The 12,343-nt window shown below is 68.5% G+C and carries 14 protein-coding genes and 1 riboswitch; of the genes, 9 read left to right on the forward strand and 5 right to left on the reverse strand.

The genetic code is table 11. The features are described from left to right. Complete coding sequence (locus VAR608DRAFT_RS26475; RefSeq protein ID WP_088956778.1) at nt 1–1,560, forward strand: malonate--CoA ligase; 1,560 nt, start codon at nt 1–3, stop codon at nt 1,558–1,560. A 6-nt stretch (nt 1,561–1,566) separates the two neighbouring features. Here the strand turns inward: VAR608DRAFT_RS26475 and VAR608DRAFT_RS26480 are convergent, their stop codons facing one another. From VAR608DRAFT_RS26480 to VAR608DRAFT_RS26495, 4 genes are all read right to left on the reverse strand, one after another. Next, nucleotides 1,567–1,992, reverse strand: coding sequence for a universal stress protein (locus tag VAR608DRAFT_RS26480; RefSeq protein ID WP_088956779.1), 426 nt, complete (start codon nt 1,990–1,992; stop codon nt 1,567–1,569). Next, entirely contained in the window at nt 1,992–2,435 is a 444-nt protein-coding gene (locus VAR608DRAFT_RS26485) for a universal stress protein (RefSeq protein WP_088956780.1), read from the reverse strand. The genes VAR608DRAFT_RS26480 and VAR608DRAFT_RS26485 overlap by 1 nt, the downstream gene beginning before the upstream one ends. A gap of 344 nt (nt 2,436–2,779) precedes the next feature. After that, complete coding sequence (locus tag VAR608DRAFT_RS26490) at nt 2,780–3,100, reverse strand: cell division protein ZapA (RefSeq protein ID WP_088956781.1); 321 nt, start codon at nt 3,098–3,100, stop codon at nt 2,780–2,782. Then, nucleotides 3,097–3,324 carry a DUF904 domain-containing protein gene (locus VAR608DRAFT_RS26495; RefSeq protein ID WP_088956782.1) on the reverse strand — a complete coding sequence of 76 codons (228 nt, stop codon included), beginning with the start codon at nt 3,322–3,324 and terminating at the stop codon, nt 3,097–3,099. Before VAR608DRAFT_RS26495 ends, VAR608DRAFT_RS26490 begins: the two co-directional genes overlap by 4 nt. A gap of 67 nt (nt 3,325–3,391) precedes the next feature. Continuing rightward, a riboswitch (cobalamin riboswitch) is annotated at nt 3,392–3,637 on the forward strand. Nucleotides 3,638–3,716: 79 nt separating this feature from the next. On the opposite strand from VAR608DRAFT_RS26495, the gene VAR608DRAFT_RS26500 reads away from it, so the two are divergent. From VAR608DRAFT_RS26500 to VAR608DRAFT_RS26535, 8 genes are read left to right on the forward strand one after another with little or no spacing between them, the layout of a single operon-like run. After that, nucleotides 3,717–5,594 carry a TonB-dependent receptor domain-containing protein gene (locus VAR608DRAFT_RS26500; protein ID WP_231972966.1) on the forward strand — a complete coding sequence of 626 codons (1,878 nt, stop codon included), beginning with the start codon at nt 3,717–3,719 and terminating at the stop codon, nt 5,592–5,594. After that, a complete protein-coding gene (locus VAR608DRAFT_RS26505) occupies nt 5,591–6,160 on the forward strand; it encodes a bifunctional adenosylcobinamide kinase/adenosylcobinamide-phosphate guanylyltransferase (RefSeq protein ID WP_088956783.1) in 570 nt (189 codons plus the stop codon). The genes VAR608DRAFT_RS26500 and VAR608DRAFT_RS26505 overlap by 4 nt, the downstream gene beginning before the upstream one ends. Continuing rightward, a complete protein-coding gene (locus VAR608DRAFT_RS26510) occupies nt 6,157–7,026 on the forward strand; it encodes an ABC transporter substrate-binding protein (protein WP_088956784.1) in 870 nt (289 codons plus the stop codon). The genes VAR608DRAFT_RS26505 and VAR608DRAFT_RS26510 overlap by 4 nt, the downstream gene beginning before the upstream one ends. Further along, entirely contained in the window at nt 7,023–8,030 is a 1,008-nt protein-coding gene (locus tag VAR608DRAFT_RS26515; RefSeq protein WP_088956785.1) for a FecCD family ABC transporter permease, read from the forward strand. Before VAR608DRAFT_RS26510 ends, VAR608DRAFT_RS26515 begins: the two co-directional genes overlap by 4 nt. Then, nucleotides 8,027–8,815, forward strand: a complete 789-nt coding sequence (locus VAR608DRAFT_RS26520; protein WP_172843901.1) for an ABC transporter ATP-binding protein — start codon at nt 8,027–8,029, stop codon at nt 8,813–8,815. Before VAR608DRAFT_RS26515 ends, VAR608DRAFT_RS26520 begins: the two co-directional genes overlap by 4 nt. 19 nt (nt 8,816–8,834) lie before the next feature. Continuing rightward, entirely contained in the window at nt 8,835–9,404 is a 570-nt protein-coding gene (gene cobO / locus VAR608DRAFT_RS26525; protein WP_088956786.1) for a cob(I)yrinic acid a,c-diamide adenosyltransferase, read from the forward strand. Between the two features lie 5 nt (nt 9,405–9,409). Beyond that, nucleotides 9,410–10,354 (forward strand): adenosylcobinamide-phosphate synthase CbiB, encoded by a 945-nt coding sequence (gene cbiB / locus VAR608DRAFT_RS26530; protein WP_269458499.1) that lies wholly within the window; start codon nt 9,410–9,412, stop codon nt 10,352–10,354. Then, nucleotides 10,351–11,313, forward strand: a complete 963-nt coding sequence (locus VAR608DRAFT_RS26535) for an aminotransferase class I/II-fold pyridoxal phosphate-dependent enzyme (protein ID WP_088956787.1) — start codon at nt 10,351–10,353, stop codon at nt 11,311–11,313. Before cbiB ends, VAR608DRAFT_RS26535 begins: the two co-directional genes overlap by 4 nt. Here the strand turns inward: VAR608DRAFT_RS26535 and VAR608DRAFT_RS26540 are convergent. Further along, entirely contained in the window at nt 11,310–12,242 is a 933-nt protein-coding gene (locus tag VAR608DRAFT_RS26540; protein WP_088956788.1) for a LysR family transcriptional regulator, read from the reverse strand. The genes VAR608DRAFT_RS26535 and VAR608DRAFT_RS26540 overlap by 4 nt on opposite strands. Nucleotides 12,243–12,343 lie beyond the last annotated feature (101 nt).

The following is a 12,343-nucleotide window of genomic DNA, read 5'->3' on the forward strand; positions in this document are numbered from 1 at the left end:
ATGACCGACACGACAACGAACGCCAATCTCTTCGCCGCATTGCGCGCTGCCTTCCCGTCCGATCTCGATGCGATCGCGGTCGAGACCGACGACGGCCTGTTCTATTCCTGGCGCGACCTCGACCGCGCGAGCGCGATGATCGCGAACCTGCTTCATGCGCTGAAGCTCAAGGAGGGCGCACGCATCGCAGTGCAGGTCGAGAAGTCCGTCGAGGCGATGCTGCTGTACCTCGCGACCTTGCGCGCGGGCTATGTCTTCCTGCCGCTCAACACCGCCTACCGGCAGGCCGAGATCGAATATTTCATCGGCAATGCAGAGCCGGAGGTGGTCGTCTGCAGCAGCGCCAATGCGGAATGGGTCGCGCCGATCGCGACCGCTGCCGGCACGCGCCACGTCTTCACGCTCGATGACGACCGCACCGGCACCCTGCTCGAAGTGGCGGCAGAGTGCAGCGACCAGCACGACATCGCGCGCAAGAAGGGCGACGATCTCGCCGCCATCATCTACACCAGCGGTACCACCGGCCGCAGCAAGGGCGCGATGCTTTCGCACCGCAACCTGCAGTCGAACGCCGAGGTGCTCAAGGACTACTGGGGCTGGCGCTCGTCCAGGCGCGGCGACGGCGACGTGCTGATCCACGCGCTGCCGATCTTCCATGTGCACGGGCTGTTCGTCGCGATCCACGGGGCGCTGATCAGCGGCAGCCGGATGATCTGGCTCAACCGCTTCGATCCGCGCCGCGTGGTCGCGCGCCTGCCGGATGCGACCGTCTTCATGGGCGTGCCGACGCTCTACGTGCGCATGCTGGCCGAGCCGGGTCTGACGCGCGAGGCTTGCAGCAACATGCGGCTTTTCATCTCGGGCTCCGCGCCGCTCCTGATCGAGACCTTCAACGAATGGCGCGAGCGCACCGACCACACCATCCTCGAGCGCTATGGCATGAGCGAGACGGTGATGCTCACCTCCAATCCGTACAGCGCGGTGCAGGGTGAGCGTCGCGGCGGCACGGTGGGTTTCCCGCTGCCCGGCGTGCGCCTGCGCGTGCGCGACGACCAGGGCAACCCGTGCCCGACCGAGGAGATCGGCCACATCGAGGTGGACGGGCCGAACGTGTTCTGCGGCTACTGGCGCATGCCGGAGAAGACCAAGGAGGAGTTCACGCCCGACGGCTACTTCAAGACCGGCGACGTGGGCAAGATCGACGGCCTCGGCTACGTGACCATCGTCGGGCGCAGCAAGGACCTGATCATCAGCGGCGGCTACAACGTCTATCCGGCGGAGATCGAGGGCTACATCAACGAGCTGCCCGGCGTGGCGGAAAGCGCCATCGTCGGCGTACCGCATCCGGACTTCGGCGAAGTGGGCGTGGCGATCGTGATTCCCAAGGCGGGGGCGACGCTCGATGCCGACGCGATCGTGGTCGAACTCAAGGCCAGGCTCGCGAACTTCAAGATTCCCAAGCGCTGCTTCGTGGTGACAGAACTCCCGCGCAACGCGATGGGCAAGGTGCAAAAAGCACTGCTGCGCGAACAGCACAAGCGGCTGTTCGCGAGCGCCTGAGCGGCGCTATTGCACCAGCAGGACCGAGATGTCGGTCTCGGCCACCACCTTGGTGGCCACCGAACCCATGATCGCGCGGGCGATGAGGCCATGGCCGTGCGTGCCCATGACGATCAGCTCGGCGCCGCATTCGCCGGCCGACTTGATGATCTCCTCGGCCGCATGGCCGTGGCGCTCGTCGATGCGGTAGTTCGCGATGTCGTGCCGTGCGAGCTGCGCCCTGACCGGTTCGATGACCTTCGCGGTTTCTTCCTGGTAGTACTCCGCGATCGTTCCCTTGCTCAGATGCCGGGCAATGTGCCCCGGCACGCCGATGCAGACGTGGACCACGACCAGCTCGTTGGCGTCCACGAACATGTGGCGGTGCTTCGCCAGGTAGTCGATGGCCTTCTGCGTGTGGGGACTGCCGTCCACGGCGATCAGGATCTTCATCAGCGCAGCACCAGGACAGGAAGCTCGGAATGCGTGAGGACATGCTGGGTTTCGCTGCCCAGCAGCAGCCGCTTGATGCCCTTGCGGCCGTGCGAGGCCATCACGATGAGATTGGCCTCGTGCTTCTTGGCCGCATTGATGATGGCATCGCCGACGAGGTCGGAGCTGATGACCGATGTCCTGATGTTCACGCCGGCCGCCTTGGCCTCGGCCGCGACCGCGTCGAGCGCGGCTTGCGCCGCATCGGACCACTGCTTCTCGATGCGGCCGATGTCCTCGGGCGTGAAGACGGCGGCGCCGTCGAAATAGTTGGTGGGGTAGCGGGGGACGACCGTGAGCGCAAGCAGTTCGGAGCCATTCTGCGCCGCCAGCGCGACGGCGCTCGTCACAGCCTTCCTGGAAAGGGGCGAGCCGTCGGTGGCGACCAGGATTCGCTGGAACATGCGGTTCTCCTTCAGTTGAAACGGTCACTTTAGGCTGGTCGCCGCAGAAGCGCTTGCGCCACATCAAACTTCAGCCGCCGACAGAAAAAAGCCACGGCCCCGATGCGGGCGCCGTGGCTTTGGCGAATAGGTGTCTGCGGATGGGCCTGGACTCGCAGCCTGAACCGGGGTTCAGGTGGGCGAGGGCAGCAAGGCTTCGGGTTCATCTGACGCGAGATGATCACACCCGCCAAGCGATATACCAAGCCCTGCTCCGTGGAGCATTGGTACAAGGACATATAAAGCCCAGCGCGCACCGCAGACAGGACGCATTTTACGCCTGTGCAGCTCGCGTGGCGCTCCTTTCAGAGCAAATGTCCGTCGCCGGCGAGGGCCTGATCGAGCCGCTGCACCAATTGCACGGCGCGTGCATCGTCGGCGGTGGGGTCGGACGGGGCCGCAGGCGGCGCGGGCGGGGGCGCAGCTTCGCGCTGCACCAGGTCGAACGCGAGGTTCAGCGAAGCGAGCACGGCGATGCGGTCGCGCGCCTTCACCTTGCCGGCATCGCGGATCTTGCACATCGCCGCGTCGACACGATCCACTGCTTCGCGCAACTGCGCTTCACCGCCTTCGGGACAGCCGAGCAGATAGCTCTGGCCCATGATCTGGACTTCGATTTGTTTCATGAGCGGGAGCTCGGGTCTTGCGTAGGATCGGTCGGGAGCTGGTCGAGGAGCGCATCGAGCCGCGTGCGCGCCGCGGCGAGCCGGGACTTGAGCGCATCGCGTTCCCGCGTGAGCGCCTCCACCTGGTCCTGCAGCAACGCATTGGTGCGCTGTACTTCTTCATGGCGCACGAGCAGGCGTTCGACACGCTCGGCGATCTGTTCAATACGGCTCGGTGCAGGCATGGGGGGCGATTGTAGATTCGGGCGCTTGCGGGTTTCCACGCGCTGCAAGGGCCGCGCGCCCTGACACTTTACAATCCCGCGCGTTGGTGCTCGCGAGGTGGTTCACACCTCGCAGTTCAACGGGAAGCAGAAGCCGACGCCCCCACAGGGCTCAGGCCAGCCTGCGCTGCCCCCGCAACGGTCAAGCAGACGGCGTCCTTTCTTCGGATGCCGCCCTCGTCAATCAGCCACTGGATGCCCTGAAACAGGCCTCTGGGAAGGCGACGAAGGTCGTGCTGCCAGCCCGGATACCGGCCAACGAGGCGGTCGCCGCATGGAAGGCATGCGAACGGCCATGACGTCCATGCGCTGGCGGGGAAGCCGGCGAAGGACTTTGATCTTTTGTTGTCCCCATGAAAACAAGCGTTTTCTTCCATCGCACCGACCGGTGCGCTTCGTCGTGGCCGCTCGCGCGCGCCAGCCGCGTTTCCCTGGCCGTTGCCGCACTGTCGGGCCTCGCTTCCGCCGCAATGGCGCAGAGCACCGGCGCGCTCACCGAGACCGTGGTGACCGCCACCCGCACGCCGACCCGCGTCGATGACCTGGTTTCCGACACCGTCGTGATCGACCGTGCCCAGATCGAGCAGCAGGCCAGCCGCACGCTGCCCGAAATCCTCGCGCGCGTCGCCGGCGTGCAGATCTCGGCCAACGGCGGCGCCGGCAAGTCGAGCAGCGTCTTCATCCGCGGCACCGAGGCGCGTCACACCATCCTGCTGATCGACGGCGTGCGCTACGGCTCCGCGACGCTCGGCACGCCGGTCTGGGACAACATTCCCGTCGAGATGATCGACCACATCGAAGTGGTGAAGGGCCCCGCCTCCGCGCTCTATGGCAGCGATGGCGTGGGCGGCGTGGTGCAGATCTTCACGCGCAAGGCGGCGCCCGGCGATTCGGTCTTCATGCCGCGCGCCTCGGCGACGCTCGGCAGCGAGAGCTACAAGCAGATCACCGGCGGCTTCAGCGGTGCGTCCGGCGCGGCGACCTACTCGCTCGATGTTCAGCGCACAATCGACCACAGCTTTTCGGCGACCAACAGCAAGGTGCAATTCGGCAACTTCAATCCCGACCGCGACCCCTTCAACCAGAGTGCGGTCAACGCATCGTTCGGCTGGCAGTTCAACCCGGACTGGAAGCTCGACACCGGCATCCTGTATTCGGACGGCCTGAACCACTTCGATGACGGCCCGGGCCGCGACTCGCGCAACACGGTGCGCACGGAAACGGCTTACGTCGGGGCGGCCGGCAAGCTGATGTCGAACTGGAACACGCAACTGCGCTATGCCCGCAGCGACGACTACAGCCGCAACATCGTCGCGGCGCCCTTCAATCTGCCGGGCCTGTTCCAGACCACGCAGAACCAGTACCTCTGGCAGAACGACATCGCCACGCCGGTCGGCACCGTGATCGCGGGCCTGGAGCGGCTCGAACAGAACGTGAACAGCGACACCCGCTACACGGTCACCGAGCGCGACATCAATTCCGCCTTCGTCGGCCTGAGCGGCGACCATGGCCCGCACAGCTGGCAGCTCAACGCGCGGCACGACGACAACTCGCAGTTCGGCGGCAACGACACCTGGTTCGCCGGCTACGGCTACCGGATCACGCCGAACTGGCGCGTGAACGTGTCGCATGGCACCAGCTTCGTGGCGCCATCGTTCAACCAGCTCTACTACCCCGGCTTCGGCAATCCGAACCTGAAGCCCGAGGAGGGCAGGAACACCGACGTCGGCATCACCTGGACCCAGGGCGGGCACACCGTGAAGCTGGTGGGCTATGACAACAAGATCACGGGCTTCATCACCAGCGAGACGCTGCCGCAGAACATCCCGCACGCACGCATCCAGGGCGGCACGCTCGGCTACGACGGCCAGTTCGGCAACCTCGGCCTGCATGCGAGCTACGACTCGCTCGATCCGCACAACGAGGTCACCGGCAAGCTGCTGCCGCGGCGCGCGAAGGAGCAGGCCACGCTCGGCGCCGACTACCAGATCGGCGCCTGGAAGCTCGGCGGCTCGGCGATCCATGTGGGCCAACGCTATGACGACGCGGCCAACACACGCGTGCTGAACAGCTACACCACGGTCGATCTCTATGCGGAATACCGCGTGGCGAAGGACTGGTCGGTGCAGGGGCGTGTCTCGAACGTGGGCGACGTGAGCTACGAGACTGCGTTCGGCTACAACCAGCCCGGCCGCGCGTTCTACCTGACGCTGAGGTGGCAGCCGAAATGAAGGGCGCTTGCCGCGAACTGATCCTCGGTGGCCAGAAGAGCGGCAAATCGCGCCGCGGCGAGCAGCTCGCCGCGGCGTGGCTCGGGCGTTCGCACGCGCACCGCGCGGTGCTCGTCGCGACCGGGCTGGCGCATGACGACGAGATGCGTGCGCGCATCGCGCGTCATCGCAGCGACCGTGCGCTGCGCGTGCCGGGGCTGGTGACGGTCGAGGAGCCGCGCGCGCTCGCGCAGGCGATCCGTGCGCATGCTTCGCCGCAGACGCTGGTGCTGGTCGATTGCCTCACGCTGTGGCTCACGAATCTGATGATGCCGGCCGACGGCATCGCGCATGCGCCCGGCGAGATCGATGCGGCGACCGACGCGCTGGTGCACGAACTCGAAGCGGCGATCGGCCCGGTGGTGCTGATCGGCAACGAGATCGGCCTCGGCGTGATCCCGCTCGGACGCGAGGTGCGCGCCTTCGTCGATGCGCTCGGTGTGCTCAACCAGCGCGTGGCCGCCGCCTGCGACCGCGTTACGCTGATGGCGGCCGGTCTGCCGCTCGCCCTGAAAGAACCCGAATGAAGCTGCTTGCGAGACTGGCGTTCGCCGCCTTGCTGGCCGTGTTCGCGATCGCGGCACAGGCGCTCGTCGTGACCGACGAGCGCGGCGTGGCGGTGGACCTGCCGAAGCCGCCGCAGCGCATCGTCACCTTGCTGCCTTCGCTGACCGAATCCGTCTGCACGCTCGGCGCCTGCGACCGGCTGGTCGGCGTGGACCGCTACTCCAACTGGCCCGAGTCTGTGCGCGCCTTGCCGCAGGTGGGGGGCGGGATCGACCCGAACGTCGAGGCCATCGTCGGGCTCAAGCCCGACGTGGTGCTGCCCGCCCGCTCGTCGCGCGTCACCGAACGGCTCGAAGCCCTGGGCCTCAAGGTGGTGGTGCTCGAACCCAAGAACCACGCCGATGTGCGGCGCGTGCTCGATGTGCTCGGCCGCGTGCTCGGCACCGACGATGCGCAGCGCGTATGGCGCGCGATCGATGCCGCCGTCACGGCGGCGGCGCAGGCGGTGCCGGAGAGCGTCGGCCACACCCGCGTGTATTTCGAGGTCAACGGCGGTCCCTATGCGGCGAGCGAGTCTTCGTTCATCGGCGAGACGCTCGCGCGCCTTGGCGCGAAGAACATCGTGCCGGGGTCGATGGGGCCGTTCCCCAAGCTGAATCCCGAATTCGTGGTGCGCGCCGATCCGGACCTGATCATGATCGGCGAGCGCAATGCGCAGGGCATGGAACAACGGCCGGGCTGGAGCCGCATCAAGGCGGTGCGCAATGGCCGCATCTGCCGCTTCAGCGCCGACGAGGCCGACGTGCTGGTGCGGCCCGGGCCGCGCATGGGCGAAGCCGCGCGCCTGATGGCACGGTGCTTGAGCTCAACCCTGGAGCGCAAATGAAGAGCGAGCAGCGTCGCGCGCTCGGGCTCGGTGTCGCGCTCCTGGTCCTTGGCGGCATCGTGCTGGTGGTCGGTGCCGGCGTGGGCAGCACCGGCTTCGAGAGTCTCTTCGCCGCCTGGCGCGACCCGGTCGCGATGCAGATCGTGGGGGATATCCGGCTGCCGCGCACGCTCGGCGCATGGCTGGCCGGCGCGCTGCTCGGCCTCGCGGGCGCGGTGGCGCAGGGGCTGTTCCGCAATCCGCTGGCCGATCCGTACCTGCTGGGGAGCGCGTCGGGCGCGTCGCTGGGCGTGGGGGTGGCGCTGTGGATGTTCGGCGCCTCGCCGGCGAGCACGCAATGGGTGGTGCGCCTGGGCATGACCGGCGCGGCGTTTGTAGGCGCAGTGGTGGCGGTGATGCTCACGCTGCTGCTCGCGCGCGGCGTGCAGCAGACCTTGCGGCTGCTGCTCGCGGGCGTGATCGTCGGCGTGGTGCTCGGCGCCGTGAAGGACCTGATCACCATCGCCTCGGCCGACATCCTCCAGGCGATGCAGGGCTTCATGCTCGGCAGCACCGGCCTCGTGGGCTGGAGCGCCTGCGCGGTGATGGGCGCGCTGGGCATCGTGTGCCTGTTGCTCGGATGGGCGCTGGCGCCGGTGCTCGATGGACTGGCGCTCGGCGAATCCACCGCGAGCAGCCTCGGCCTGCCGCTCGGCGCGATGCGCGCGGCGCTGGTGGCGGTGCTGGCGCTGGCGACCGGCGCGGCGGTCGCGCAGACCGGGCTGATCGCCTTCGTCGGCCTCGCGGCGCCGCATCTGGTGCGCTCCGCCGTCAAGACCACGCATGCGCGGCTGATCCCGCTGTCGAGCGCGATGGGCGGCCTGCTGCTGATGACTGCCGATCTGCTCGCCCGATGGCTCGTCGCGCCGCAGGAGTTGCCGGTCGGCGTGCTGACCGCGGTGCTCGGCGGCAGCTATCTGCTGTGGCTGATGCATCGGCGCGGCGCGCGGGGAGGCCTGCGATGACGGCCGCCCTGCGTCGCGAACCGGCGCTGGAAGCCCGCCGCATCGGCGCGCGGCTCGGCCAGGCCGAAGTCCTGCACGGCATCGACCTGGCCCTGGCGGAAAGGCGCTGGACCAGCATCGTCGGTCCCAATGGCGCGGGCAAGTCGACCTTGCTCAGGGTCCTCGCGGGCCTGCTGCGGCACAGCGGCGACGTGCGCTTGTTCGGTCAAGCGCTGTCGGCGACGACGGGACGCGCGCGGGCCCGGCGACTGTCGTGGCTCGGCCAGGGCGGCGCGGGCGAGGGCAGTGCGGACGACCTCATGGTGTGGGACGTCGCGATGCTCGGCCGACTGCCGCACCAGCGCTGGCTCGCGGCGCCGAGCGACGCGGATCGCGCCGCGGTCGAGCGCGCATTGCGCCGCACGCAGGCCTGGGAATGGCGCGACCGGCCGCTCGGCGAGCTCTCCGGCGGCGAGCGCCAGCGCGTGCTGCTGGCACGCGCGCTGGCCGTCGAGGCCGAGGTGCTGCTGATGGACGAGCCGCTCGCCAATCTCGACCCGCCGCATCAGGCCGACTGGATGCAGACCGTGCGCGAGCTGATCGCGCAGGGCCGCACCGTGATCAGCGTGCTGCACGAGCTCAACGCCGCCCTGGCCGCCGACGACATGGTCGTGATGGCCGGGGGGCGCGTGCTGCATCATGGACCGTGCGAGGACCCCGCCACGCACCGTGCCTTGGAGGCGGTGTTCGACCGGCGCGTGGCCGTGCATCGCGTGGAGGGCCACTGGCTGGCCGTGCCGCGCTAACCATTGGAATCAAGGACCCATGCAGATCGAAACCCCACCCAGCGAGAAGCCTTACGAGAAGCCCGAGGGCGAACGCCGCGGCCTCCTGATCGTCAACACCGGCGACGGCAAGGGCAAGAGCACGGCCGCCTTCGGACTGGCGCTGCGCGCGCACGGCCGCGGCAAGGCCGTCAAGATCTTCCAGTTCATGAAAGTGCCGAGCGCACGCTTCGGCGAGCACCGGATGTTCGAGCAGATCGGCATCCCGATCGAAGGGCTCGGCGACGGCTTCAGCTGGAAGAGCCAGGATCTCGAACGCTCGGCGCAGCTCGCGCGGGACGGCTGGGAGAAGGCCAAGGCGGCGATCCTCTCCGGCCAATACTTCCTCGTGGTGCTCGACGAGATCACCTATCCGCTGATCTACGGCTGGCTGCCGCTCGAGGGCGTGCTGGAAACGCTGCGCGCGCGGCCGAAGGAAGTGCATGTGGTGCTGACCGGGCGCCGCTGCCCCGAGGAAATCATCCAGCTTGCCGACACGGTGACCGAGATGAAGATGATCAAGCACGCGTTCCAGGCCGGCATCCCGGCCCAGCGCGGGATCGAGGACTAGGGCGTGTGAACGCGCCCTGGGCCTTGGTCTCGATCGCCGCACTCTGGCTGGCGCTGGCGATCGACCGCTGGATGGGCGAGCCGCCTTCGGCCTGGCATCCGGTGGTGTGGATGGGGCGCTATCTGGGCTGGATCGGGGAACGCATCGCGCCGCGCGATGGCGAGGGCCGGACGCACCCTCTCTCTCGCTTCGCCGCGGGTGCAGTCGCCTGGTGTGCGGGTGCCTTGCTGGTCGCGGCGGTGGCCTGCGCCGTCGTGCTGATCGCCGGGAGTCTGCCGGCATGGGCCGCCGCGCTGTTGTCCGGGTTCGTGCTCAAGCCGCTCTTCGCGTGGCGCATGCTGCGCGACGAAGTCCTGGCGGTCGAGGCGGCGCTCGGCCGTTCGCCGGGTGAAGGGCGTACCCAACTCGCCCGGCTGGTGAGCCGGGACGTGCGCGCGCTCAGCGCAGTCGAAGTGCGCGAGAGCGCCATCGAATCGCTGGCCGAGAACCTCAACGATTCGCTGGTTGCGCCGCTGTTCTGGTTCGCACTGCTCGGGCTGCCGGGTGCGGCGATCTATCGCTTTGCGAACACGGCCGACGCGATGTGGGGTTATCGCGGCGCGCGCTGGGAATGGGCCGGCAAGTGGGCGGCGCGCGTGGACGACGTGCTTTCGTGGCTGCCGGCGCGCATCACCGCGGCGCTGCTGCTGCCGGGTTCATCGGTCGGGTGGGCGTGGTGCCGGCGGGAGGCGCGCAAGACGCCGTCGCCCAACGGCGGCTGGCCGATGGGCGCGATGGCTTTGCTGCTGGGTGTGCGGCTTGCGAAGCCCGGTGTGTATGTGCTCAACGGCAAGGCAAGCGTGGCCACCGCTTCGGACACGGCGCGCGCCGCGGCGGCAGCGTCACGGGTGGTGTGGCTCTCGGCCCTTGGCGCGACGGTCGCGATGGCCGGCCGGGCGGTTTGGTCATGACGCACGGCGGGCCCGACGCGCTGGGTGGTGCGCGGCACGATTTCTCGACCAACGCCAACGCCTGCGGTCCGTGTCCCGATGCGCTGTCGGCGATCGATGCCGCTGATCCTGGCCGTTATCCGGACCCGCTCTACACGGCGCTGCGTGAACGGCTGGCCGAATTCCATCGGGTCGATGCGCGGCGGATCGTGCTGGCATCGAGTGCCAGCGAGTTCATTTCGCGCATCACCACGGCGGTGGCGCGACGCGGTGGCCGGCGGATCCAGGTGCCGCCCTATTGCTATGGCGACTACCTGCGCGCGGCCGCCGCCTGGGGCTTCGAGCCGGTGAGCCGCGGCGCCGATCTGGTCTGGTGCTGCGATCCGTCGAGTCCGCTCGGGCAGCCGCAGGAAGGGCTCGATGCGTGCATCGAAGGCCTGGGCGCCGAGGCGACCTGCGTGATCGACCTCGCCTACGAGCCGCTGCGGCTCGAGGGCGCGCTTTGCCTGACCCGCGAGCGCCTCGATCCGATCTGGCAGCTCTGGACGCCGAACAAGGCGCTGGGCCTGACCGGCGTTCGCGCCGCCTACGCGATCGCCCCGCCGGGTCGGGACGACATGACGGCGCACCTCGCGGCGCTCGCGCCGTCCTGGCCCGTGGGCGCGCATGGCGTCGCGCTACTCGAGAGCTGGACCCGTTCCACGACGCAACAGTGGCTGGACGAAAGCCGCGCCACGCTGCGTTCCTGGAAGTCCGCCCAACGCGGGCTGTGCGAATCGCTGGGCTGGGAATGCCTGCCCAGCGTCGCCAACTACTTCTGCGCCAAGCCGGACGTGCCTCATTCGGCGGAGCGCGCCGCCGCCCTGCGCGCGCACGGCATCAAGCTGCGCGACTCTGCGTCTTTCGGCCTGCCGGGCCACGTGCGGCTCGGCGTGCTGGCGCCGGCCAGCCAGCAGGCGCTGCGGCAGGGCTGGCGTTAGGGCCGCGGCGTGGCGGCGGTCCGCTGCAACTGCGGATGATTCGCGAACAGTTCCGCCGCCCAATCGACGAAGGCGCGGACCTTGGCGCTCAGGTGCCGGTTCGGCGGATACACCACGTGCACCGGCAGCGGCGGGCGCGTCCAATCCTTCAGGATCTGCACCAGTTCGCCGCTCTCGATGTAGGGCTCCGCCATGTAGGTGATGACCTGCGACAGTCCGTAGCCGCCGAGCACCGCCGTCATGTGGGCGTTGCTGTCGTTCACCGAGACGCGGTAGGGGCCGGTGATTTCGAACTGCTCCTCGCCGCGATGGAATTCGTGCGGGTACACGCGCCGCGTGCTGCCCGAGAAGAAGCTCACCACGAGGTGCCGTTTCTCGATGTCCGTCGGATGCTGCGGAATGCCGTAGCGCTTGATGTAGGCGGGCGAGGCCACCGTCATCCACGGCAGGTTGCCGATGCGCCGCGCGACCAGCGACTGGTCGGTGAGGTCGCCGCCGCGGATCACGCAGTCGACGTTGTCGGTGATCAGGTCCACGGTGCGGTCGCTCACGCCGACGTCGACCTGGATGTCCGGGTACTGGTCGCAGAAGGTGGACAAGGCCGGCAGGATGACCAGCCGCGCCATCGACGAGCCGACGTCGATCCGTAATCGCCCGGTCGGGTTGGCCTGCGCATTCGTCATGCTGGCCTCGATGTCGTCGAAATCGTTCAGCAGCCGGGCGGTGCGCTCGTAGTATGCCGCGCCGTCGGGCGTGACGGTGACGCGCCGGGTGGTGCGGTTGAGCAGCTTGACGCGCAGGCGCCCCTCCAGCGCCTGGATCTGCTTGGTGACCGTGCCCTTGGGCAGGCCGAGCGAGTCGGCGGCACGGGTGAAAGTACCTGCCTCGACGACGCGGACGAAGATCCGCATGGCCTGGATCTGATCCATCTATGCTGCTCCTGAAGAGTAGTGCGCTTTGGGGGGTGGCCCCGGGGGCCGGGGGAGCGGGATTCTCACACGGCCATTTGAGCTGATTGTTAGCCGCTTGG

The sequence above is a fragment of the Variovorax sp. HW608 genome (genome assembly GCF_900090195.1).
Classification (GTDB): domain Bacteria; phylum Pseudomonadota; class Gammaproteobacteria; order Burkholderiales; family Burkholderiaceae_C; genus Variovorax.